Origin of the sequence: Phytobacter ursingii (genome assembly GCF_001022135.1) — a bacterium.
Taxonomy (GTDB): domain Bacteria; phylum Pseudomonadota; class Gammaproteobacteria; order Enterobacterales; family Enterobacteriaceae; genus Phytobacter; species Phytobacter ursingii.
The window spans coordinates 4854543-4875985 of record NZ_CP011602.1 but is presented as its reverse complement, the minus strand read 5'-3'; the positions used below and the strand labels follow the sequence as shown (position 1 = coordinate 4875985).

Sequence of the window (21443 nt, the reverse complement as noted above, 5' to 3'; positions counted from 1 at the left end):
AACGTCAGGAGTAGGATCATGGCGCAAGGAAATTTCGCTCAGCGGCCACAGCTTTGGGTCGCGGGCGATTTAAATGCTTTTTTTGGTCTGTTCACGAATGTGTTATTGAATGTGCTGGTGCTCTCAGGGCTGGCACTGTACGTCGCGCAAATCCCGGCAACAACGGTTTATGGTCGTATCCTGCCTGCTCTGGGCATCGCACTTCCCCTCGGAAATCTTTTCTACGCCTGGCTCGCCTGGAGATTAGCCCGGCGCGAAGGCCGCAATGATGTTACTGCCCTGCCTTACGGCCCCAGCGTGCCGCATATGTTTATCGTGGTCTTTGTAGTAATGCTGCCTACGTTGCTGATTCATAAAGACTGGATGCTGGCGTGGAAGCTGGGCCTTATCTGGGCAATGATCGTCGGCGTTATCGTTCTGCTCGGTGTCGTCGTTGGCCCGACCATCCGGAAATATACCCCGCGAGCCGCCATGCTGGGGACGCTGGCCGGGATCGCGATTGCCTTTATCGCGATGCGCCCGGCTTACCAGATGTTTGATACGGCATGGATTGGCGTTATCTGCTTCGCCATTATCCTGCTCAACTGGGTCGGTAATGTGCGCCTGCCGTTCGGTTTGCCGGGCGGACTGGCGGTGGTTATCGTTGGCTGCGTGTTGGGCTGGGGAGCCACGCTGCTGGGCCTGAGCGACATTATGAACCCGGCCGCAGTAAAAGAAGCGGCGGGCAATTTTGCGTTACACCTGCCTTCCATTACCGGCGATGTGTTCAGTGTGCCGTCGGAGCTGGTCTGGCCGCTACTGGTAACGGCTATCCCCCTGGGTATCTTCAACTTCACCGAAATCCTGAATAACGTGGAGTCGGCGGCAGTAGGCGGCGACAGCTATAACCTGCGTGCGGTGCTGGCGGCAGATGGCGTGGGGGCGATTGTCGGTGCGCTGCTCGGCTCGCCGTTCCCGCCTGCGGTCTATATCGGTCACCCCGGCTGGAAAGCGATGGGGGGACGTATCGGTTATTCACTGGCGACCGGTATTGCGATGGCGATTGTCTGTTTTCTGGGGCTTACGGCCCTGCTGTTGTCGATCATTCCGCTGGTCGCGATTGTGCCGATTCTGCTGTTTATCGGGCTGGTGATTGGTGCGCAGGCATTCCAGGTGTCGCCGAAACGCCATGCGCCAGCCATTATTCTGGCGCTGGTACCCAATATCGCGGAATGGGCGAAAACGCAGGTCGACGGCGCACTGAATGCGGCAGGTGCCAACACGGTGAATCTGCCTGCTGAGGTGATAGCCAATATGGCCAACAATGGCGTGCTTTATAACGGTATGGCAACCGCTGGCGGGGGCGCCGTGCTGGCGGGGCTGATGATGGGGGCAATTGCCGCGTTTATCATTGACCGTCGCTTTAACTGGGCTGCTGTTTATGCCGCTGCTGCCACCGTGCTCTCTTTCTTTGGTTTTATTCACGGGCATCAGATGGCGGTTAACGCCTCGCCGACGGTGACCTTCGCCTATGCGGTGGTGACGTTGATGCTGACCTTCCTCGCCTGGCGTCAGGTGCGCGAGCAGGGCAAGCTGGACTGGTCGCCGATTGATAACGACAGTGAGCCGATGCGCTGAATCCAGAACCGGCAGTCCCCGGTGGCGCTGCGCTTACCGGGGCTACGGCCAGAGCCAAAAGGTAGCTCGGATAGGCGTCTGATGCCCTCACCCCGGCCCTCTCCCACAGGGAGAGGGAGAAAGACATAGCCCGAACCCCAAAATCGTAGCCCGGATAAGCGTCAGCGCATCCGGGAAGGCATAAAAAAACCGGAGCGCATGGCTCCGGTTTTTCATTTCAGCGCGTTATGCCTGTGGCTTCTCGCCGTTTTCATCCTGATCGACCGCGAAGCAGGCAACCAACTGGCCGCCGTAGTCTTTCAGCTGCGGCTGCAACTGGGTGCAGGGGCCAAAGCGACGACGGCAGCGGGCGTTGAATGCGCAACCCGGCGGTGGATTCAGCGGGCTGGGCAGCTCGCCGGTGAGCTTGATGCGCTCGCGGCGATCGTCCGGGTTCAGGCGCGGCGTCGCAGAGAGCAGCGCCTGGGTGTACGGATGACGCGGATTGTTGAAGATCTGGTCCTTGGTGCCTTTCTCCACGCAGCGGCCCAAATACATCACCATCACTTCATCGGCAATGTGTTCCACCACCGACAAGTCATGGGAGATAAACACGTAGGACAGCCCCAAATCCTGCTGCAAGTCCATCATCAGGTTCAGCACCTGCGCACGGACAGAAACGTCCAGCGCGGAGACCGGTTCGTCGGCGATCACCACGTCCGGGTCAAGCATCAGGCCACGGGCAATAGCGATACGCTGACGCTGACCACCGGAGAACATATGCGGATAACGGTCATAATGTTCAGTTTTCAGGCCGACTTTCGCCATCATCGCCAGCGCTTTCTCACGACGCGCTTCCTTGCTCAGGGAGGCGTTAATCAGGAGCGGTTCTTCGAGAATCTGTCCCACTTTTTTGCGCGGGTTCAGCGAACCGTACGGGTTCTGGAACACGATCTGGATTTTCTGCCGACGCAGTTTCTGCGCATGTGGATCGTGTTTCAGCAGATCCTGCCCCTGATAGTACAGCTCACCGCCGGTCGGAGTTTCGATCATCGTCAGCAGACGGCCCAGCGTGGATTTACCACAGCCGGATTCGCCTACCACTGCCAGCGTTTTGCCGCGTTCCAGGGTGAACGATACCCCGTCCAGCGCTTTTACCAGGCGTTCCGGGGCAAACAGCCCCTTCTTCACCGGGTAATGTTTTTTCAGGTCGATAGCCTGCAACAGCGGTTGCGTGGCGGCCTCGTGCGTACTCATAGTGTGGGCCTCCCGGCATCATCGAGTGGGTAATGACATTTCGACTGGCGTCCGCCATCGACGGTGTTCAGCGCAGGCTCTTCGGCGCGGCATCGGTCCGTTGCATAGGGGCAACGCGGATTGAGCAGACAGCCATTCGGGCGGTCATACTTACCGGGAACCACGCCCGGCAGCGACGCCAGACGGGCTTTATCCTGCGCAAACTCCGGCAATGCGCGCAGCAGTGCCTGGGTATACGGATGACGCGGCGCGCGGAAGATATCTTTCGCCGCACCGGTTTCCACTACCTGACCTGCATACATCACAATGATTTTGTGTGCCGCTTCGGCCACCAGCGCCAGATCATGGGTGATCAAAATCAGCGCCATGTTCTCTTTTTGCTGTAGCTCCAGCAGCAGCTCAATAATCTGCGCCTGAATGGTCACATCCAGCGCGGTGGTCGGTTCATCGGCAATCAGCAGCTTCGGCTGACACGCGATGGCCATCGCGATCATGACACGCTGGCTCATCCCACCGGAGAGCTGATGAGGATACACGTCCAGCCTTGATGCCGGGTCAGGAATACCGACCTGGTTAAGCAGGTCAATCGCGCGCTGGCGACGGGTGTGCTTATTGCCACCCTGATGCACTTTGATCGCTTCCATAATCTGGAAACCGACAGTGTAGCAGGGGTTCAGGCTGGTCATCGGATCCTGGAAGATCATCGCCACTTCGGAACCCACCAGACTGCGGCGTTCTTTTTCCGAAATGCGTTTCAGATCCTGACCGTTGAACTCCAGATGCTCTGCCATCACGCGACCTGGGTAATCAATCAGCCCCATGATCGCCAGCGAGCTGACCGATTTACCGGAGCCTGATTCACCCACGATGCCAACCACTTCACCCTGATTCACGCTATAGCTAACGCGGTCAACGGCGCGGAACTCGCTGCCTTCGTCGCCGAAATGCACCGATAATTTATTTACATTTAATAACGCCATCTCGAACCTCTTACTGCTTCAGTTTGGGGTCGAGCGCATCACGCAGGCCGTCACCCATCAGGTTAAATGCCAGCACCGTCAGCAGGATCGCCACACCCGGGAAGGTCACGACCCACCAGGCACTTTGCGCGAACTGCAACACGTCGGAGAGCATGGTGCCCCACTCCGGTGTTGGCGGTTGCGCACCCATGCCAAGGAAGCCGAGGGCGGCCATGTCGAGAATGGCGTTCGAGAAACCGAGCGACGCCTGAACAATCAGCGGCGCCAGGCAGTTAGGGAAAATATTGACGAACATCTGACGCATCGCGCCTGCGCCCGCCACGCGGGAAGCCGTGACGTAATCGCGGTTAACTTCCACCAGTACCGCAGCACGGGTAAGACGCACATAGTGCGGCAAGGCGACGAAGGTGAGCGCTAACGACGCGTTGACTATCGAGGGACCGAATATCGCCACCAACACCAGTGCCAGCAACAGGCTCGGCAGCGCCAGCATGATGTCGACGACACGCATGATGATGTTATCCACAACGCCGCCAAAGTAGCCTGCCACCAGACCGAGGATAATCCCCATGATCAGTGACAGCACCACCACCAGACAGCCGACCAGCAGCGACAGGCGCGCGCCAAACATCAGACGCGATAGGGTATCGCGACCTACGTCATCAGTACCCAGAATGTGCGACCATGTGCCGCCATCCTGCCATACCGGCGGTGCCAACAGGGCATCGCGGAACTGATCCGCCGGGTTATGCGGCGCCAGTACGTTCGCGAAAATGGCGATAAGCAGCATCAGAATCACGTAAACCAGACCAACGACCGCGCCTTTATTACGTTTGAAATAGTGCCAAAACTCCTGCAGCGGCGTCATCGGCACCGGTGCAGAGATAACTTTATTTTCAGTAACTTGTGACATGATGGCCCCTTACTTCTTGTGACGAATACGCGGGTTCACCACGCCGTAGAGCAGGTCGACCAACAGGTTGACGAGAATAATCATCGTCGCGACCAGCAATACCCCACCCTGCACAACCGGATAATCGCGGCGTTGCAGCGCGTCGATTAACCAGCGGCCAAGGCCCGGCCAGGAGAAGATGGTTTCCGTCAGGATCGCACCCGCCAGCAATGTCCCGACCTGCAGACCGATAACGGTCACCACCGGCAGCATCGCATTACGCAGCGCGTGGACGATGATAACGCGCATCCGGGTTAACCCTTTGGCGCGCGCGGTGCGGATATAGTCTTCACCCAGCACTTCCAGCATCGACGAACGGGTCATGCGCACGATAACCGCCAGCGGGATAGTCCCCAGCACAATGGCAGGCAGAATCATATGCGCCAGGGCATCGATAAAGTTACCCTGTTCGCCCCAGATAGCCGTGTCGATCAGCATAAAACCGGTAAGTGGGTTACTGTCATCCAGGAACACCATGTCACTGACGCGCCCGGATACCGGCGTCAGATTCCAGTGAACCGACACCAGCATGATCAACATCATGCCCCACCAGAAGATAGGCATGGAGTAACCGGTCAGCGCGAGGCTCACGGCGGTATGATCAAAAATGGAGCCACGCTTCACAGCGGCCATTACGCCCACCGGAATCCCGACAGCCACAGCAAAAATCATGGCGCAGACGCCGAGTTCCAGCGTCGCTTTAAAACGCGGTACGAACTCGTCCCACACCGGAAGACGGCTCTTAAGAGAGATCCCTAAATCACCATGCAACACGCCCCATACATAGTTGACGTATTGCTGCCACAGCGGCTTGTTGAGACCAAGCTCTGCCAGCAACTGGGCATGACGCTCAGGAGAGATACCACGCTCACCTGCCATGATCATCACCGGGTCACCGGGAATCATATGAACGAAGGCAAAGGTGAGAAGGGTGATACCGATAAACGTCGGGATAACTAGCCCCAGACGTCGGAGGATGAACTGCAACATAACCCGGATTCTCTGTAGTGACGCATGCACCTGGCGGTAGTGCGTCTGTATTGCTCACACATGTTTGGATAAACGGGAAAATCCCTTCTATCCAGGCCTTTTCCCGGAGGAATAAGGAACAAAAACCCTCCCCCCGGAAAGGGAGGAGGGACTCAGGCATCGTGCCTATTATTCAACTGACACGTTTTCGAAGTGGTGTTTGCCCAGCGGATCAACCACATAGCCTTTGACTTCTTTACGCACCGGCTCATACACGGTGGAGTGAGCGACGATCAGTGCCGGAGCCTGGTCATGCATCACTACCTGAGCCTGTTTGTACAGTTCAACACGCTTGTTGTGGTCATCTGTTGCGCGCGCCGGCTGAATCAAGTCTTCAAACGGCTTGTAGCACCAGCGAGAGTAGTTGGAACCGTCTTTCGCCGCAGCGCAGCTGAACAGGGTAGCGAAGAAGTTATCCGGATCCCCGTTGTCACCGGTCCAGCCCATCATCACAGCCTGGTGCTCACCGGCTTTCGCACGTTTCAGGTACTCGCCCCACTCGTAAGTGACGATCTTGGCCTGAACACCGATTTTAGCCCAGTCAGCCTGAATCATCTCAGCCATACGGCGAGCGTTCGGGTTGTACGGACGCTGTACCGGCATCGCCCACAGTTCAACGGTGAAGCCCTGCTCGTGGCCGGATTCTTTCAGCAACTGTTTCGCTTTCTCAACGTCGTAGGTGTAATCCTTAACGTCGTCGTTGTAGCCCCACATTGTCGGCGGAATCAGGTTTTTCGCGGCAACGCCAGCGCCCTGGTAAACAGCTTTGATGATCGCTTCTTTATTTACCGCGTAAGTCAGCGCCTGACGCACTTTCACGTCATCGAACGGTTTCTTCTCGGTGTTGAAAGACATGTAACCGACGTTCAGGCCAGCCTGTTCCATCAGGTTAATGTTTTTGTCTTGTTTCATACGAGCGATGTCAGCCGGGTTCGGGTACGGCATAACCTGGCACTCGTTTTTCTGCAGTTTGGCATAACGTACGGAAGCGTCAGGCGTGATGGAGAAGACCAGGCGATCGATCTGCGGCTTGGTACCCCAGTAACCTTCAAACGCTTTGTACAGAATGCGGGAATCTTTTTGGTACTGTTGCAGCTGGAACGGACCGGTACCAATCGGATCCAGGTCCACTTTGTCCGGCGTGCCGGCTTTCAGCATGTTGTCGGCATATTCTTTGGACAGAATAGACGCGAAATCCATAGCCAGGTCTGCCAGGAACGGAGATTCCGGACGGGTCAGCACGAATTGAACGGTGTTGTCGTCGACTTTCTTCACTTCGCTAATCAGGTCTGGCAGGCCCATACCTTCAAAGTATTCGTAGCTGCCGCCAGAAACTTTATGGTACGGGTTCTGGGCATTTTTCTGACGATCAAAGGAGAATACGACGTCGTCCGCGTTGAATTCACGCGTCGGTTTGAAATCTTTGTTGTCCTGCCACTTCACGCCTTTACGCAGGTGGAAAGTGTAGGTTTTGCCATCGGCGCTGATATCCCACTTCTCAGCAAGACCCGGAATGACCTCAGTAGTACCGGTTTTGAACTCAACCAGACGGTTATAAATCGGCACAGAGCTGGCGTCGTAAGTAGTACCAGAAGTGAAAAGCTGTGGGTTAAAGCCTTCAGGCGAGCCTTCTGAACAATAAACCAGGGTTTTTGCCTGCACGCTGGCCGCCACAGTCATAGCCACCAGGCTAAGACCAAGCTTCAGCATCCCTGACTTCTTCAAGGAAATACTCATTATTCTGCTCCAATGTGATATGTGTTGTTACCCTTGCGCTGGGTTATCCGACAGGCCGTTATTAGATTTTTGCCTGGACTTATCGGAAGTTATGAGAGACGGGAAATCCTTTCACGAGATTGACTGAGTTGCAGTGCAGATTCTCCATGAAATGCCCCTCATGCCCTACAATCTGTCAATAGAATGTCAAAACGTCAATACAGGTAACGGGGATTTACATCGTTGATGAGAATCAACAAACAAAGTTAAAAAAAACTTCAAGCCGCTATTTTCAGCAGGTAAATTTGTGCTATGCCGTTTTGAGCAGAATAATAAGCTTGAGAATCATCTGAGGTTGGTGTTTAACGTTTGAGCAGATTATGAAAAATTTCTTGCAGAATGCTGAATATATGAGCGATTAATACCGCGAACGTTAAAACGCACAGCGTAAAATGCTAACCCTATCCATAAGCAACGCGAAAAAAGATCGAACTATATATAAAAAAATACAATGGATTATGTCACAAAACCGTGACGCGGCAGGGTGAAATAAGGTTATGGAACGGTAACAGAAGCGGATGGTTTTCCCCTAACCTTCTTTCCAGGGAGCCAGGAGATCGGTTCGGTGCGCGCCAGCATAAAATGGCGGGTATCTGCCGCCATACAAAACACCAGGCGAACACTAACTTTCCCCCTCTCCCTTGAGGGAGAGGGATCCCCAGTACTATTTCGTTTTACAGCGATGACACCGCGTAATGAGAACGAAACAGTTACAGCGATGACAGGGTCCGGCTGAAAATCAATGAGGCGTTGACGGCTGACCGGGGCCGCCCGCAGGGAAGCGGGCGGAGGGGATAGCCTGCAAGGACGCAGGCTGGTCCCTGACCCGAAAGTCAGACGGCATAAGACGACAAAATTGCCGGGAGCAATTTTGAATAGCGCTTGCGCTAGCCCCGCAGGGGTGAGCCCCAGGGATGGGGCGAATAATGGCGCGCCAGCGGCGATTTTCTTTGCCGGGAGCCCGGGTCGCCAGGGTGGTGGCGGTGAGCCACCCTGGCACGTTCACGGGTTCTGTCGCTATAGAAAAGCAGAGAACATCAGGTGAACGGAATGACCACCAGAGCCGCATTTTCCCCCCCGGCGGCGCTTTGCTTGCCAGGGCTACAAAACCCCAGATGCAAAAAAGCCTGCTCGTTGAGCAGGCTTTTCGAATTTGGTCGGTGCCAGAGATAACTCGCCACTGCGTGGCTCGCCCTGCGGGCCGTTGCTAACGCAACGTTCTCTCGCTTCGCTCGGGTCGAACCTCCCTGCCCCCGGAGGTTCTCATCCTCTCTGGCGCAGATGCAAAAAAGCCTGCTCGTTGAGCAGGCTTTTCGAATTTGGTCGGTGATAGAGGATTCGAACCTCCGACCCCTTCGTCCCGAACGAAGTGCGCTACCAGGCTGCGCCAATCACCGAATGCGGGGCGCATCTTACTGCCACACACCCCGACCGTCAATCCCTTAATGTAAAAAAGCCAACTGACTGGCGAGAAAGCCGCCAGTGCCTCAATTTACCTTGTCGGAAGGCAGATGGCACCAGTTGTTATTTTCATTAATCCCGCCGTTTGGCGAGGTATATCCCAGGCAACCCATAATGGTGTCGTACAGTTCAACATGCCGGCGCGGCACCTTCATATCCGCTTGTTGTTTCAGCTGCGCAAACATCTTTGCCTTATCCGGGTTTTGCAGATATTTGTCTGACATCCACACCATCATCGGTACGCGGAACTGCTCCGGCGGCGCCATCTTACGCGGCGTACCGTGCAAATGTTCCTTCTCATTAATCGACTCACCGTGGTCTGCCGCATAGAAGATGATGGCTTTTTTATCGCGCAGTTTGTCGATCACGCTGTCGATAAAATAGTCCACATAGGTGACAGAGTTATCGTACGAATTAATCAACTCTTCTTTACTGCATTTATCGTCCACCCCTACACACTCCGGCGTCCACTGTGCGAAGCTACGCGGATAACGCTGGGTATAGTTGAAGTGCGAACCTTTGGTATGCAGGATAATGAGATGCTTGCCCTGCTTGTTGCTATCGAGCGAATGGTGTAACTCATCAATTAACAGCATATCGTCAACGTTCTTACCCCGGTTACGCGGTTCCGCACCAATCTGTTCACGATAGGCAATGTTGTCTGCCATTGTGTTGCTGTAAAACCACATCTCGCTTTGCATCGCATACAGATCGGAAGAGAAGCCCATCTGTTTGAGCACGGAGAAGACGTTCTGCTCTTTTATCGTGCGCTGGGGATTATCCTCCGCCCCGCCTTCACGTACAAACATACAACGCAACGACAGCTTGGTGGCGGTATCACATGAGTAACCCCGGAAAGCGACCAGGTTCTTCTCCTGTGCAAGCTTAGGCGTGGTATTACGCGAGTAACCGAGTAACCCCATGTGATCCCAGCGGGTTGTTTCACCGATGATAAACACCACATAAGTGTCATTGATGTCGTCCGGCGCGACATAGCTGAATTTCGCCGCCGGGTTGAACAAGGAGCGATGATCCGACGACTCGTCCACCTGCGCCCAGGCGTACAAACCCAGCGCAGAAAGCCAGTTGGAAGGCAGATAGGAGTTCGCGACCACGCCGCCATAGCTCGGCATGTCCACGCCTGAGGTCCGTTCTTCTTCCTTTTGCTGCAGATCCAGCAGGCGGATTGGCCCCCAAACCAGCAGCGCGGCCATCACCACCAGCGCCACACTCTGCATACGGTGACCACGGGTACGCAACTGACGTAACAGGGTATAGCGACAGCGGTTATTCCAGATAGACAACAACGGCATCACGCTGACAATCGCCACCCAGGCAAAGAGTTGCCAGCCCACCACCTCTTTGGAGAGATCGATGTCAGTGGTCATCACCGAAGCGATAATGCCATAGCCAATCACCACATTCAGGAAAGTCATGTAATAGCTGGCCGCTGCTGAAAACAGCACCACCAGCGATGCCAGTACACGCCAGGCACGGCGTCCGAATAATGAGAGCACACGTAATAAAAAGAAAGTCGCCAGGACAGTGGCAACCAGTTCGACAACCGCAGAGAGTCCTTTCCAGACGGTGAACGCTTGCGCATAACCATCAAACCGACGGTAGAAAACTGCGCTATTCATAAACAAGCCAATATACAACGCCAGCAGAAAACTCAGTTTCTGCTGAGTCATCGTTTTTATATAACTCATGCAAGCAACCCTGGAAAAAGGGAAAACAGCACCGCTCAGCGCGCATAGCAGCGCCGATCGGGCATTAAACGCAAGGGAAGTTAATTGAGGAACTTCTTAAGCGCGGATAAGTAGACCACAAGGGTGGGAAAAAGTGTCTGTCTGAGTTGTGATCCGGTCATACATTTACAAAAATATATAACCGGAAATAGGTTAATCACCCCATGAATAGTATTCAGGCGGTGATCACGTTCAGTTTAACGTCAATATTGCCGCGGGTAGCGTTGGAATAAGGGCAAACTATATGGGCTTTTTTCACCAGTTCCTGCGCTATCTGATGATCCATTCCCGGCAGGTGAATATCCAGTTGCGCTTCAATACCAAACCCGGTCGGCAAAGGCCCAATACCGACTGTACCCTCAATATAAGCCTCTTGCGGTAGGCGCTGTTTTTCCACCGACGCGACATGTTTTAGCGCCCCGAGAAAACAGGCGGAATACCCGGCGGCGAACAGTTGCTCCGGGTTCGTCACCTCCCCACCGGCGCCGCCCATCTCTTTTGGCACGCCCAGTTTTACATCCAGAACGCCATCGGACGAGACAGCTCTGCCATCGCGGCCTCCGGTGGCTTTCGCCTTCGCCCGATACACGACTTTTTCTAATGACATACGCGACTCCTTCTGTTGGAAGACCTGCTATTAAGGATAGCCGCTACCAAAGAGAGTCCCGGTAAAGGGGCACATAAGGGTAATAAAAAAGCCGCCTGACGGCGGCGTTTTCGAAGACAGGAAGGAATCAGGCGTGCGCCGGTTTATAAACGCTGCGCTGCGGTTGACGGATGGTCGTGGACAGTGCCAGAGAGACAATCAGCAGAGCGAAAATGACGCAGAAGGTGACATAGAAGCCGCCAAACAGCGAAGCGATAATCGAACCGCAAATACTGCCGATACCAAAGCCTAAGTAAATCACACCGTAGTTTTTCGCCAGGTTATTCAGACCAAAGAATTCGCTGACCAGCGACGGGAATACGGTAATGGTGCCGCCGAAGTTAAAGGCCACGCAGGCAATCGCTGCGAAAAAGGAAACCGCATTCAGTGGCGCAAACAGCAGGGCTGCCATCCCAACCAGTGAAATCACCTGGCCAATCGTAATAACACGAATACGGGCGATTTTGTCGGACAGAATGCCCAGCACCAGACGGCCGCTCAGATTCGCAATAGAGATAACCGTTACCGCATTAGCGGCCGTTGCCACGTCCAGATGCACCATGCCCTGGGCAATGTCTTTCGCTACCCCAATCACATACAAACCACTCATACAGGCGGTCAGGAACATCACCGCCAGCATCCAGTATTGTGGTTTACGCATGGACTGCGCCAGCGTGAAATCATTTTCCACCACGCCATTGACCGTGGTTGTTTTCTGTTGCGGCGCGTCAGTCATCAGCGTCGCGCCGCAAACAATCATCACCAGCGTCATCGCTCCCCAGATCATGAAAGTCGGTTCCAGGCCAACGGTGGCCAGCAGGTGGCTATCGATGAATTTAAAACCCAGACTGCCCAGGCCATAAGCCCCGATGGAGAAAGCAGAAATCAGTCCTTTACGCTCCGGGAACCATTTCACACAGTTGGAAAGGGTAAGCAGGTATCCGGCGCCATCTGCGAGACCCACAAGCACGCCCGCGCTCAGCCACAGCATGGTCAGGCTGCTGGCGTGAGCAGTCAGGAAGAAGCCGATTCCCAGCAGAACGCCAGAGGCTATGGTCACGCGTTTCACGCCAAAACGTTCCTGCAGTTTCCCGGCCACAGAGGAGGATAACGCCAGCCCGAGGCTTAACAGACCAAATGAAAACGCAACCTGACTTACCGGCTCGCCCAGCTTATCTGCCAGCGCACTATTAAACAGGCTCCAGGTATAAACAGATCCCAACGCAAATTGTGTGATGATGGTGCCAGCCAGCGTGAGCCAGCGTGTGCGATTCAAGGATGATGTATTCATGGCAGTTGTCCTGCAGAGGAAATTAAGGGAATTCACTGCTGACAACCATAACGAAGCGCATTTCATGCCAGGGCTAAAAAGGCATGAAATGCAGTAAGCGGGGAATGAAATGCATTCAGGCAGGAATGAATGACATTACGGAAAACGGGGTCGCCACAATTTATCGGGTAAGTTAGTACATACTATCAATGCAGAGCGCGTGCTTATTGTTTCTTAATTGTGATAATTTTGTATTAGATGTTCTTAAAAACGCGCGCTAACCCCCATGCTATAGAGGTAATTTGGCCCGGTTATCCAGTTTTCCGACTGTGACATGGAAGCATAAGCGGCAAAATGTTGATTAAGCAGCATATCGGCGCCGACGGACACATCCAGCCAGTTGCCGTACTGGTTCGCGGCGGTCAGACGGCTCAGCCCGGATTGCGATTTCCAGACGTTTTCACCGAACTGTTGGTTGTAACTAATTTGCGCCCATGGACGAAAGTCACCCATATGGCTATCCACGCGCCATCCCAGTGAACTGACGGTTGCGTGCCAGAGCGGATCGCTATATTGCGGTGAAGTCGCGCTGTCGCCAAATTCATTGTACATTGACGTCGTTGAACCGTCGTAATGCCAGACTGCCACCGGCCCGGTCATCACATTCGTTGATAATGGAATATTCAGGCCAATACTCATTGTACTGACGGCATCCATCGGCGTTTTATCTGGCAGATTAAAGGCAACGCCAGGCCCACTCTGCGCTGAGCGAATGCGTTCTTCCAGGATATCGTTATAACGCGGCTGGTGATCGCTATCCCATGTATAGCGTTGCGGCATATTATTTTGCGAATCGATCGCGATATATTCTTGTTGCCAGGCAAATGCCGAATGGCTGAAAAGCAGACAAGCAGGCACTACCGCTATCAAACGGCCACTGTATTTAATTTTCATCAATGCGACTCCACAAAAGAGCCAAACCGGCGTAATTGTTATCGTTTTTGTTGGGCAAAGGCGAGGGTAGATATCCCTTACCTAACTATTATCTTTTTCGCAGGCACGTCAAGCCTGCAACATACATAATTTTGATCAACATCAGCAACGGAGAAGGATATGCAGCGTTGTGGTTGGGTGACTCAAGACCCGCTTTATCTGGCTTATCACGATGAAGAATGGGGTGTCCCGCAAATGGACGGTAAAAAGCTGTTTGAAATGATCTGTCTTGAAGGACAACAGGCCGGTTTATCATGGATTACGGTGCTTAAAAAACGCGAAAACTACCGTAATGCCTTCCATCAGTTCGATCCTGAAAAAGTGGCCGCGATGGGGCCGGATGATGTCGAGCGCCTGGTGCTGGATGCCGGGATTATTCGCCATCGCGGCAAAATTGAGGCGATTATCGGCAACGCCCGCGCCTGGCTTGCCATGGAGCAAAATGGCGAACCTTTTGCCCCGTTTGTCTGGTCGTTTGTCGATAACGAACCGCAAATTACCCAGGCCGCCGCACTCGGTGATATCCCCACCTCAACGCCCGCCTCCGACGCGCTTTCAAAAGCGTTAAAGAAACGCGGCTTCAAATTTGTCGGCACCACCATCTGCTACTCCTTTATGCAAGCCTGCGGTCTGGTTAATGACCATATTACAGGCTGTTTCTGTCATCCCGGAGGCCGGCATGATCCGCGAGTGGCACAGTAAAGATTTATCTCCTCTGTTGCGCCTGTGGCTTGAAAGCACCACCTACGCGCACCCGTTTATTGCGCAAACGTACTGGCAAGACAGCGAGATGCTGGTGCGCGAAGTTTACCTCCCGTCGGCCCGTACCTGGGTCTGGGAGGAAGAAGGTAAGCTGTACGGTTTTGTCAGCGTGATGGATTCACAGTATATCGGGGCATTGTTCGTCTGCCCGAAGGCGCTACGCAAAGGGATCGGCACCGCGCTGCTTGACCATGTCAAGCAGCGCTTTAATGCCTTAAGCCTGGAGGTGTATCAGAAAAACGAGCGGGCGGTGAAGTTCTATCACGCGCAGGGCTTTCGCATAGAAGACAGCGCCTGGCAGGAAGAGACGCAGCACCCGACTTGGATCATGAACTGGCAGGCGGGTCAAACGCCGTCAGCGTAAGCGCCGGACCGCTGTATTTTTCCATCCATACCAGTGCGGTATTCCCCGCACAGCCATTCCCCAGCTTTGAGCTGGGGAGATCTTTTGTCAGCACATTAACCGCGCCGTTTTTACAGATCCCCCCTTCAGCGCGCTCAAGGTCCGGCCATGCACCCTGGTGGATGCAAATCACGCCGGGTTTGATCCCTTCGCTGACCACCGCGCCAGCCAGCACCTGTCCGCGTTGGTTCCAGACGCGGACCAGGTCGCCATCAGCAATACCGCGCGCTTTCGCGTCGCGCGGATGCAGCGTCACCGGTTCGCGCCCCGCCACTGCATACTGCTCGCGAAGTGACGAATAGTTAAGCTGGCTGTGCAGACGATGCGCAGGGTGAGCGGAAAGAAGCTGCAACTGCTCCGGTCGGGCGTTGCCATGCCATTCATCCGGCTCAAGCCACATTGGATGCGGCGGGCAGTCGGCATAACCAAAACCGGCAATGCGCGCCGAGTAGATTTCAATTTTGCCACTGTCGGTTTTGAGCGGATGCGCCTGCGGGTCACGACGGAAATCAGCGAAGCGTACAAAGCGGGCATTCTCTTCGCTTTCTGGCATTTCAATCAGGGCATTCGCTTCCCAGAACTCGGCAAACGGCGGCAACGTAACCTGCTGGCTCGCGCCGCGCTGTCGGGCGATGTCGTAGAAGGTTTCCAGCCACGCCAGATCGCTCTTCCCTTCTGTAAAGCGCTCGCGTCCGCCCGGCTCCCAAAGCTCGCTGAGATCGGCGAACACCTCGAAATCGTCACGCGCTTCATCGCGCGGGGGAACCACACGCTTCATCGGCACCAGATGCTGGTTGCTGTAATCGCCCGTCATAGTCATATCGTTACGTTCAAACGATGTGGTGGCAGGCAGTACGATATCCGCGTGCTTTGCGGCGGCGGTCCAGAAACACTCGGAAATGACGACCAGTTCCGGCTTCTGCCAGGCGCGTATCAGCCGGTTAGTATCCTGATGGTGGGTAAAGTTGGCGCCACCTGCCCACCAGATAAACTTAATCTCCGGGAAGTGTCGATCCATACCATTGTGCTGATAGAACGCTCCCGGTTTTTCCAGCGCTTCAATAATGCGCGCCACGGGGATTTTTTCGACCGCCTCAATACCGTCTTTTACGCAACCCTGCATGGATGCCAGTACCGCCGCCCGGCGCGTGGGGTTACCGCCATTGGCAAAATGATACGACAGGCCAAAGCCGCCGCCGGGGATGCCAATCTGGCCCAGCATCGCCGCCAGCGTCACCAGCATCCAGTGTTTCTGCTCGCCAAACTGCTGGCGCTGCATTCCCCAGCCGGACATCAACATGGTGGTATTTTCGTGGAAAAGTTTTGCCAGATCGCGAATTTTCGCCGCCGGAATACCGCAAATATCCGCTGCCCACTCTGCCGTTTTCGCCACGCCGTCGCTTTTCCCGGTCAGGTAGTCGGCAAAGACGCTATAGCCTTCCGTGCAGCGCGCGAGGAAAGCCTCATCCTGCCAGCCATTTTCCACCAGTGTATGGGCGATACCGAGCATCATCGCCACATCAGTGCCCATATGCGGCGCTAACCACTCCACGCTCTCGCCAAAGAAATCGACCGTCTCCGATCGCATCGGATCGATGCAGATCAGACGTTTGCCGCTTTTGCGTAAAGCATCGAAATAGCCGATACCCTGCTCATCGGAGGCGTTCCACGCGATTTTCAGCGTGTTTAGTGGGTTAGCGCTCCACAGCACCACCACATCGGTGTGCTCCAGAACTAACGGCCAGCTGGTTTGTTGTTGATACACCTCGTTGCCGCCGACCACATACGGCATGATCGCCTGCGCCGCGCCGGTAGAGTAGTCCCCCAGATGGCCGGTATAGCCACCGGCAAGGCTCATATAACGCTGCAACAGTGTCGCCGCTTTATGCAGCACACCGTTCGACCGCCAACCGTAAGATCCGGCGAAAATGGATGCCGGACCATGTGCCTCACGAATCCGTTTGTGCTGCTGATGGATGAGGGCGAGCGCATCATCCCAGGAGACGCGGACAAACTCATCCTCTCCGCGAACGCCCTGCGGGCTGTCCGGAGACGCCAGGAAGCCTTTACGTACCATCGGGAAACGGACGCGGGTTTTACTGTGGACCTGGTCGCGCACCACCGTTTGCAGAGAGTTAGGGTGATTGGTGGGAAGCGCCCCGCGTGAAGAGAGCACCGTTTCGCCGTCGGTTTCTACCAACATCGGCCCCCAGTGGGCTGCCGTAAGAACTGTTTTAACTGCAGAGTTTGCCAAAGCGCGCTCCTGATGCATGCAGGTGGCGACAGCGTCATCTCGCTGTCTTGTGAAATAATCAATGTCGCGCTCTATCATCCACACGCGCGGCGAATTGGCAAAGAATTAAACGGCATGATAGCCACGCAGAAGGCGATAAGCGGTATGTTCCCCCTTGCCAGTGCGGATTTTCGCGCTATCGTGTGGTCTCACAACTACCGCGAGGGAAGCACTTATGGCGAAAACGACGCGCCCGACGATAAGCGATGTCGCGAAAGCGGCAAAAACGGGCAAAACCAGCATTTCACGCTATCTGAACGGTGAAAAACATCTTCTGTCGGATGCATTGCTGGCGCGGATCGAACATGCCATTGCCGAACTCGATTACCGTCCCAGCCTGATGGCGCGCAATCTCAAGCATGGTCGTACCCGCCTGATTGGCCTGATTATCGCGGATATCACCAACCCCTATTCCGTGCATGTGCTGAGCGGTATTGAGGCAGCCTGTCGGGAAAAGGGCTTCACCCCGCTGGTTTGTAATACCAACAACGAAGTCGATCAGGAGCTGCACTACCTGGACCTGCTGCGTAGCTATCAGGTGGAGGGCATCGTGGTGAATGCGGTCGGGATGCGCGAAGAGGGGCTCAACCGGCTGCAGCAATCTTCTCTGCCCATGGTGCTGATTGACCGCAAGATCCCCGATTTTGCCTGTGATGTCGTAGGGTTAGACAATACCCAGGCCGCCACCACCGCCACCGAGCACCTGATTGAACAGGGCTTTGAAGCGTTGCTGTTTCTGAGCGAACCGCTGGGAACGGTGAATACGCGCCGGGAACGCCTGAACGCCTTTCGCGCAACGCTTGCCCGCTACCCCGGCACGGTGGCCGAAAACGCCGAAACGCCGCTGCATGAAAGCAGCCAGATTGATAACGTGCTACGCCAGTTTCACGCCAGCCATCGCGGGATGCGTAAAGCCGTTATTTCCGCCAACGGCGCACTGACGCTGCAGGTCGCCCGCTCACTAAAACGTATCGGTCTGCACTGGGGTAGCGATATCGGCCTGCTTGGCTTTGATGAGCTGGAATGGGCTGAGCTGGCCGGTGTGGGCATAACCACTCTCAAACAGCCGACCTGGCAAATCGGCTATGCCGCTGTAGAACAAGTCGTTGAGCGTATCGAAGGCAATAGCGATACCGTCCGCGAGCGGGTCTTTTCCGGGGAGCTCATCGTGCGCGGTTCAACTGCGCGATAATTAACCTTCGTGATGACGATCATAAATTCGATGCACCGCGCTTTTCTTTGGAACCGGTTCCATCTAGCGTTAAAGACAAGCAAATTGTCTTTAACTCCTGGGAAGCCGGAAGATGAAAAGAAAAATCATCGTTGTCACCGCCGCCTATGGCAGCGAACAAATTAACGCGATGGGCGGCCAGTGCGCCGTCCTGCCGCTGATTGCCAACGCAGGCGCAGACGGCGTGGAGATACGCCGCGAACTGTTAAGCGATAAAGAATTGAGCAGCCTGCCAACGCTTGCTGCCACCATCGAAGCCCACCGTTTACTGGCCTGCTACTCGGCGCCACAAGCCTTGTGCCTGGAAGATGGCTCCCTGAACCCGCACCTGCCTGCTCTGCTTGAAGAAGCGCGCACGCTCAAGGCGCTGTGGCTCAAAGTCTCACTCGGTCATTATCAGCGTAAAGACGTGCTGGAAACCTTACGTGGCTGGCTCGACGAGAGCGGGATGGCGTTGGTAGTAGAAAACGACCAGACCGAATGCGGGCAACTGGCGCCCATGCAGCGTTTTAAAGCCGCCTGCTCTGTCATGGCGCTACCGGTGACGCTCACCTTCGACACCGGCAACTGGGTATGGGTCGGCGAGTCGCCGGAAGCGGCTGCTCATCTTCTGGCCCCTGCGGTGAGCTATATTCATGTGAAGGCAGCCATCCCACACCATGAGAATTATCGCGCCGTGGCGCCGGATAAAGCCGATGAACGCTGGCTTGCCCTGTTAAACCAGCTGCCGCCCGATGCCCCGCGCGGGATTGAGTTTCCACTTGAAGGCGACGACCTGACCGCCGTCACCCGTCACTACGTCGATTTGTTACGTGAGGAGTAACGCCATGCCTAACTCGCTTGATGTCATCACGATTGGCGAAGCCATGGCCATGTTTGTCGCCACAGAAATAGGCGAGCTTGCCGATGCAGAACATTTTGTGAAGCGCGTTGCGGGCGCGGAGCTGAATGTGGCTACAGGCCTGGCGCGACTGGGGATGAATGTCTGCTGGATCAGCCGTGTAGGCGATGACAGTTTTGGACGTTTTGTTCTTAACTCGCTGAAAAAAGAGAATATTGACACTCGCGGTGTCACTGTCGATGGGCGCTACGCAACGGGCTATCAGCTTAAATCGAAAGCCGAAAATGGAACCGATCCCATTGTAGAGTATTTCCGCAAAGGATCGGCGGCCAGCCACCTTTCAACGGAGGATTTTCACGCCGCGGCATTCAACGAAGCGCGCCACTTGCATTTGAGCGGCGTTGCAGCCGCGCTCTCTGCGACATCGTATGAACTACTGGAACATGCGGCAGCGGCAATGAAAGCACAGGGTAAGACCATTTCCTTCGACCCGAATCTGCGCCCGGTACTGTGGAAAAGCGAAGCGGAGATGGTAGAGAAACTTAACCGCCTCGCTTTCCAGGCCGACTGGGTGTTACCGGGGTTGAAAGAAGGCGTGATCCTGACCGGACAGCAGTCGCCGGAAGGTATCGCTGATTTTTATCTGCAGCGTGGCGTAAAAGCGGTGGTGATCAAAACCGGTCCGGATGGCGCCTGGTACAAAACCGCCAGTGGCGAACAAGGCGCGGTCGCCCCGGTAAAAGTGGATAACGTGGTCGATACCGTCGGTGCAGGGGATGGTTTCGCCGTCGGGGTGATTAGCGCTCTGCTGGAAGGTAAGACAATGCACCAGGCCGTACGGCGCGGCAATAAGATTGGCTCGCTTGCCATCCAGGTATTAGGGGATAGCGAGGGACTGCCTACTCGGGAAGAGTTGGGCGAGTAATTCCCCCCTCACCCCAGCCCTCTCCCGTGTACAGTCCGGAGACATAGTGAACGCTTGTTCGGGGACATGGTGGACACTTACAACTGAGGCATAAGAACCCGTTTATGGAGTCGCTTATGCCCTGGGATGCGAGAGATACCATGTCATTACGTTCTGAGTTTGTACTGTTCGCCTCGCAGGACGGGGCGAACCTCCGGGCACTCTGCCGTCATTTCAACATTTCGCCGTCCACCGGCTACAAGTGGCTTCGCCGCTGGACTGAGGAAGGCGCCGCCGGCCTTGCTGACCGTTCCCGTGCGCCTCTGCATTCGCCCCGGCGAACCGATGACCGTGTGACGGACCTGCTGCGCATGGCCCACTGCGCCCATGAACGCTGGGGCGCCCGTAAGATTAAGCGCTGGCTTGAGGACCGCGGACACGTTCTGCCCGCGTTCAGCACCGTGCACAACCTGATGGCCCGCCACGGTCTGCTGCCGGGAGGCACACCCGGCATTCCTGCCACCGGACGCTTCGAACACACCGCGCCCAACCAGCTCTGGCAGATGGATTTTAAAGGTCACTTTCCTTTTGCCGGTGGCCGCTGCCACCCGCTCACCCTGCTGGATGACCATTCCCGGTTCTCGCTCTGTCTCGCACACTGTCCTGATGAACGGCTCACAACCGTCCGGCAACAGCTGGTGAGGGTGTTTGAACGTTACGGTCTGCCGGCGCGGATGACGATGGATAACGGCGCGCCCTGGGGCGACACCACAGGAAGCTGGACCGCGCTGGAGCTGTGGCTGATGCGCCAGGGTATCCGGGTGGGGCATTCGCGGCCTTACCATCCACAGACGCAGGGCAAGCTGGAACGTTTTCACCGCAGCCTGAAGGCCGAAGTGCTGCAGGGCCGGTGGTTCACGGACGCCAGCCAGTTACAGCAGGTGTTCGACGACTGGCGCGCGGTCTATAACCTGGAGCGTCCACATGAAGCGCTGGACATGGGGGTCCCGGCGTCACGTTATCAGCCGTCATCGCGGCAGTACAGCGGGGCGGTTCAGCCGCCGGACTATGATGAGGGCGTGCAGGTGAGGAAGGTGGATGTGAGCGGGAAGCTGAGCATAAAAGGAGTGAGCCTGAGTGCAGGGAAAGCGTTCAGGGGTGAATATGTGGGCCTGCGTGAAACGGCAGAGGATGGCTGCTATGAGGTGTGGTGGTACAGCACGAAAGTGGGGATGATCGACCTGAAAAAGAGGTCGATCATCATGGGGAAAGGGTGTTAAAAAGTGTTCACCATGTCCCCG

At 55.5% G+C, this 21443-nt stretch carries 17 protein-coding genes, 1 tRNA gene and 1 other RNA gene; 7 read left to right on the top strand and 12 right to left on the bottom strand.

Annotated elements, in window-relative coordinates; all coding sequences use genetic code 11:
• Positions 1-18: 18 nt before the first annotated feature.
• Positions 19-1617 carry a hypothetical protein gene (locus tag AB182_RS26525; protein WP_047372676.1) on the top strand — a complete coding sequence of 533 codons (1599 nt, stop codon included), beginning with the start codon at positions 19-21 and terminating at the stop codon, positions 1615-1617.
• Positions 1618-1842: 225 nt separating this feature from the next.
• Here the strand turns inward: AB182_RS26525 and dppF are convergent, their stop codons facing one another.
• The 11 genes from dppF to AB182_RS26470 all read right to left on the bottom strand — a co-directional run bounded on the left by dppF (position 1843) and on the right by AB182_RS26470 (position 13669).
• A complete protein-coding gene (dppF, locus tag AB182_RS26520; protein ID WP_047372675.1) occupies positions 1843-2853 on the bottom strand; it encodes a dipeptide ABC transporter ATP-binding subunit DppF in 1011 nt (336 codons plus the stop codon).
• On the bottom strand, positions 2850-3833 hold the full coding sequence (gene dppD / locus AB182_RS26515) for a dipeptide ABC transporter ATP-binding protein (protein ID WP_047372674.1): 984 nt from the start codon (positions 3831-3833) through the stop codon (positions 2850-2852). The genes dppF and dppD overlap by 4 nt, the downstream gene beginning before the upstream one ends.
• 10 nt (positions 3834-3843) lie before the next feature.
• On the bottom strand, positions 3844-4746 hold the full coding sequence (gene dppC / locus AB182_RS26510) for a dipeptide ABC transporter permease DppC (protein WP_047372673.1): 903 nt from the start codon (positions 4744-4746) through the stop codon (positions 3844-3846).
• A gap of 9 nt (positions 4747-4755) precedes the next feature.
• Positions 4756-5775: a dipeptide ABC transporter permease DppB gene (gene dppB / locus AB182_RS26505; RefSeq protein WP_039080198.1), complete on the bottom strand. Its 1020-nt coding sequence runs from the start codon at positions 5773-5775 to the stop codon at positions 4756-4758.
• A 168-nt stretch (positions 5776-5943) separates the two neighbouring features.
• On the bottom strand, positions 5944-7551 hold the full coding sequence (dppA, locus tag AB182_RS26500; RefSeq protein ID WP_047372672.1) for a dipeptide ABC transporter periplasmic-binding protein DppA: 1608 nt from the start codon (positions 7549-7551) through the stop codon (positions 5944-5946).
• Between the two features lie 1193 nt (positions 7552-8744).
• Positions 8745-8880, bottom strand: a non-coding RNA gene (locus AB182_RS31155) — RtT sRNA.
• A 30-nt stretch (positions 8881-8910) separates the two neighbouring features.
• Positions 8911-8987: transfer RNA gene (locus AB182_RS26490), tRNA-Pro, on the bottom strand.
• A gap of 90 nt (positions 8988-9077) precedes the next feature.
• Entirely contained in the window at positions 9078-10760 is a 1683-nt protein-coding gene (gene eptB / locus AB182_RS26485; RefSeq protein WP_047372670.1) for a kdo(2)-lipid A phosphoethanolamine 7''-transferase, read from the bottom strand.
• 214 nt (positions 10761-10974) lie between these two features.
• The gene (locus AB182_RS26480) at positions 10975-11406 is read right to left on the bottom strand and encodes an organic hydroperoxide resistance protein (RefSeq protein WP_047372669.1); all 432 of its coding nucleotides are present in this window, start codon (positions 11404-11406) and stop codon (positions 10975-10977) included.
• Positions 11407-11533: 127 nt separating this feature from the next.
• Positions 11534-12736: an L-lactate MFS transporter gene (locus AB182_RS26475; RefSeq protein WP_047372668.1), complete on the bottom strand. Its 1203-nt coding sequence runs from the start codon at positions 12734-12736 to the stop codon at positions 11534-11536.
• 243 nt (positions 12737-12979) lie between these two features.
• Positions 12980-13669, bottom strand: a complete 690-nt coding sequence (locus tag AB182_RS26470) for an autotransporter domain-containing protein (protein ID WP_047372667.1) — start codon at positions 13667-13669, stop codon at positions 12980-12982.
• 159 nt (positions 13670-13828) lie between these two features.
• Here AB182_RS26470 and tag point away from each other — a divergent pair, with 159 nt between their 5' ends.
• Together tag and AB182_RS26460 are read left to right on the top strand one after the other, a co-directional pair.
• Positions 13829-14410 (top strand): DNA-3-methyladenine glycosylase I, encoded by a 582-nt coding sequence (gene tag, locus AB182_RS26465; RefSeq protein WP_047372666.1) that lies wholly within the window; start codon positions 13829-13831, stop codon positions 14408-14410.
• Positions 14388-14834, top strand: a complete 447-nt coding sequence (locus AB182_RS26460; RefSeq protein WP_047372665.1) for an N-acetyltransferase — start codon at positions 14388-14390, stop codon at positions 14832-14834. The genes tag and AB182_RS26460 overlap by 23 nt, the downstream gene beginning before the upstream one ends.
• On the opposite strand, the gene AB182_RS26455 is transcribed toward AB182_RS26460, so the two are convergent.
• Positions 14797-17145, bottom strand: a complete 2349-nt coding sequence (locus AB182_RS26455) for a molybdopterin guanine dinucleotide-containing S/N-oxide reductase (protein ID WP_327078459.1) — start codon at positions 17143-17145, stop codon at positions 14797-14799. The two genes, AB182_RS26460 and AB182_RS26455, sit on opposite strands and share 38 nt — an antisense overlap.
• A 196-nt stretch (positions 17146-17341) precedes the next feature.
• Between AB182_RS26455 and AB182_RS26450 the strand changes: the two genes are divergently transcribed.
• The 4 genes from AB182_RS26450 (at position 17342) to AB182_RS26435 (ending at position 21422) form a co-directional block, all read left to right on the top strand.
• Positions 17342-18358, top strand: coding sequence for a LacI family DNA-binding transcriptional regulator (locus tag AB182_RS26450; RefSeq protein WP_047372663.1), 1017 nt, complete (start codon positions 17342-17344; stop codon positions 18356-18358).
• A 112-nt stretch (positions 18359-18470) separates the two neighbouring features.
• Positions 18471-19220: a sugar phosphate isomerase/epimerase family protein gene (locus AB182_RS26445; RefSeq protein WP_047372662.1), complete on the top strand. Its 750-nt coding sequence runs from the start codon at positions 18471-18473 to the stop codon at positions 19218-19220.
• Between the two features lie 4 nt (positions 19221-19224).
• Complete coding sequence (locus AB182_RS26440) at positions 19225-20163, top strand: sugar kinase (protein WP_047372661.1); 939 nt, start codon at positions 19225-19227, stop codon at positions 20161-20163.
• A gap of 116 nt (positions 20164-20279) precedes the next feature.
• Positions 20280-21422 carry an IS481 family transposase gene (locus AB182_RS26435; RefSeq protein ID WP_047368912.1) on the top strand — a complete coding sequence of 381 codons (1143 nt, stop codon included), beginning with the start codon at positions 20280-20282 and terminating at the stop codon, positions 21420-21422.
• The last annotated feature ends 21 nt before the right edge of the window (positions 21423-21443 follow it).

What these genes read in the sequence shown, in the direction of transcription:
- dppB (WP_039080198.1), bottom strand. Translation starts at nt 5,775, where the DNA reads ATGTTGCAGTTCATCCTCCGACGTCTGGGGCTAGTTATCCCGACGTTT.
- dppC (WP_047372673.1), bottom strand. Translation starts at nt 4,746, where the DNA reads ATGTCACAAGTTACTGAAAATAAAGTTATCTCTGCACCGGTGCCGATG.
- AB182_RS26435 (WP_047368912.1), top strand. Translation starts at nt 20,280, where the DNA reads ATGCCCTGGGATGCGAGAGATACCATGTCATTACGTTCTGAGTTTGTA.
- AB182_RS26455 (WP_327078459.1), bottom strand. Translation starts at nt 17,145, where the DNA reads ATGCATCAGGAGCGCGCTTTGGCAAACTCTGCAGTTAAAACAGTTCTT.
- AB182_RS26440 (WP_047372661.1), top strand. Translation starts at nt 19,225, where the DNA reads ATGCCTAACTCGCTTGATGTCATCACGATTGGCGAAGCCATGGCCATG.
- AB182_RS26450 (WP_047372663.1), top strand. Translation starts at nt 17,342, where the DNA reads ATGGCGAAAACGACGCGCCCGACGATAAGCGATGTCGCGAAAGCGGCA.
- tag (WP_047372666.1), top strand. Translation starts at nt 13,829, where the DNA reads ATGCAGCGTTGTGGTTGGGTGACTCAAGACCCGCTTTATCTGGCTTAT.
- eptB (WP_047372670.1), bottom strand. Translation starts at nt 10,760, where the DNA reads ATGAGTTATATAAAAACGATGACTCAGCAGAAACTGAGTTTTCTGCTG.
- AB182_RS26475 (WP_047372668.1), bottom strand. Translation starts at nt 12,736, where the DNA reads ATGAATACATCATCCTTGAATCGCACACGCTGGCTCACGCTGGCTGGC.
- dppA (WP_047372672.1), bottom strand. Translation starts at nt 7,551, where the DNA reads ATGAGTATTTCCTTGAAGAAGTCAGGGATGCTGAAGCTTGGTCTTAGC.
- dppD (WP_047372674.1), bottom strand. Translation starts at nt 3,833, where the DNA reads ATGGCGTTATTAAATGTAAATAAATTATCGGTGCATTTCGGCGACGAA.
- AB182_RS26470 (WP_047372667.1), bottom strand. Translation starts at nt 13,669, where the DNA reads ATGAAAATTAAATACAGTGGCCGTTTGATAGCGGTAGTGCCTGCTTGT.
- dppF (WP_047372675.1), bottom strand. Translation starts at nt 2,853, where the DNA reads ATGAGTACGCACGAGGCCGCCACGCAACCGCTGTTGCAGGCTATCGAC.
- AB182_RS26480 (WP_047372669.1), bottom strand. Translation starts at nt 11,406, where the DNA reads ATGTCATTAGAAAAAGTCGTGTATCGGGCGAAGGCGAAAGCCACCGGA.
- AB182_RS26460 (WP_047372665.1), top strand. Translation starts at nt 14,388, where the DNA reads ATGATCCGCGAGTGGCACAGTAAAGATTTATCTCCTCTGTTGCGCCTG.
- AB182_RS26445 (WP_047372662.1), top strand. Translation starts at nt 18,471, where the DNA reads ATGAAAAGAAAAATCATCGTTGTCACCGCCGCCTATGGCAGCGAACAA.
- AB182_RS26525 (WP_047372676.1), top strand. Translation starts at nt 19, where the DNA reads ATGGCGCAAGGAAATTTCGCTCAGCGGCCACAGCTTTGGGTCGCGGGC.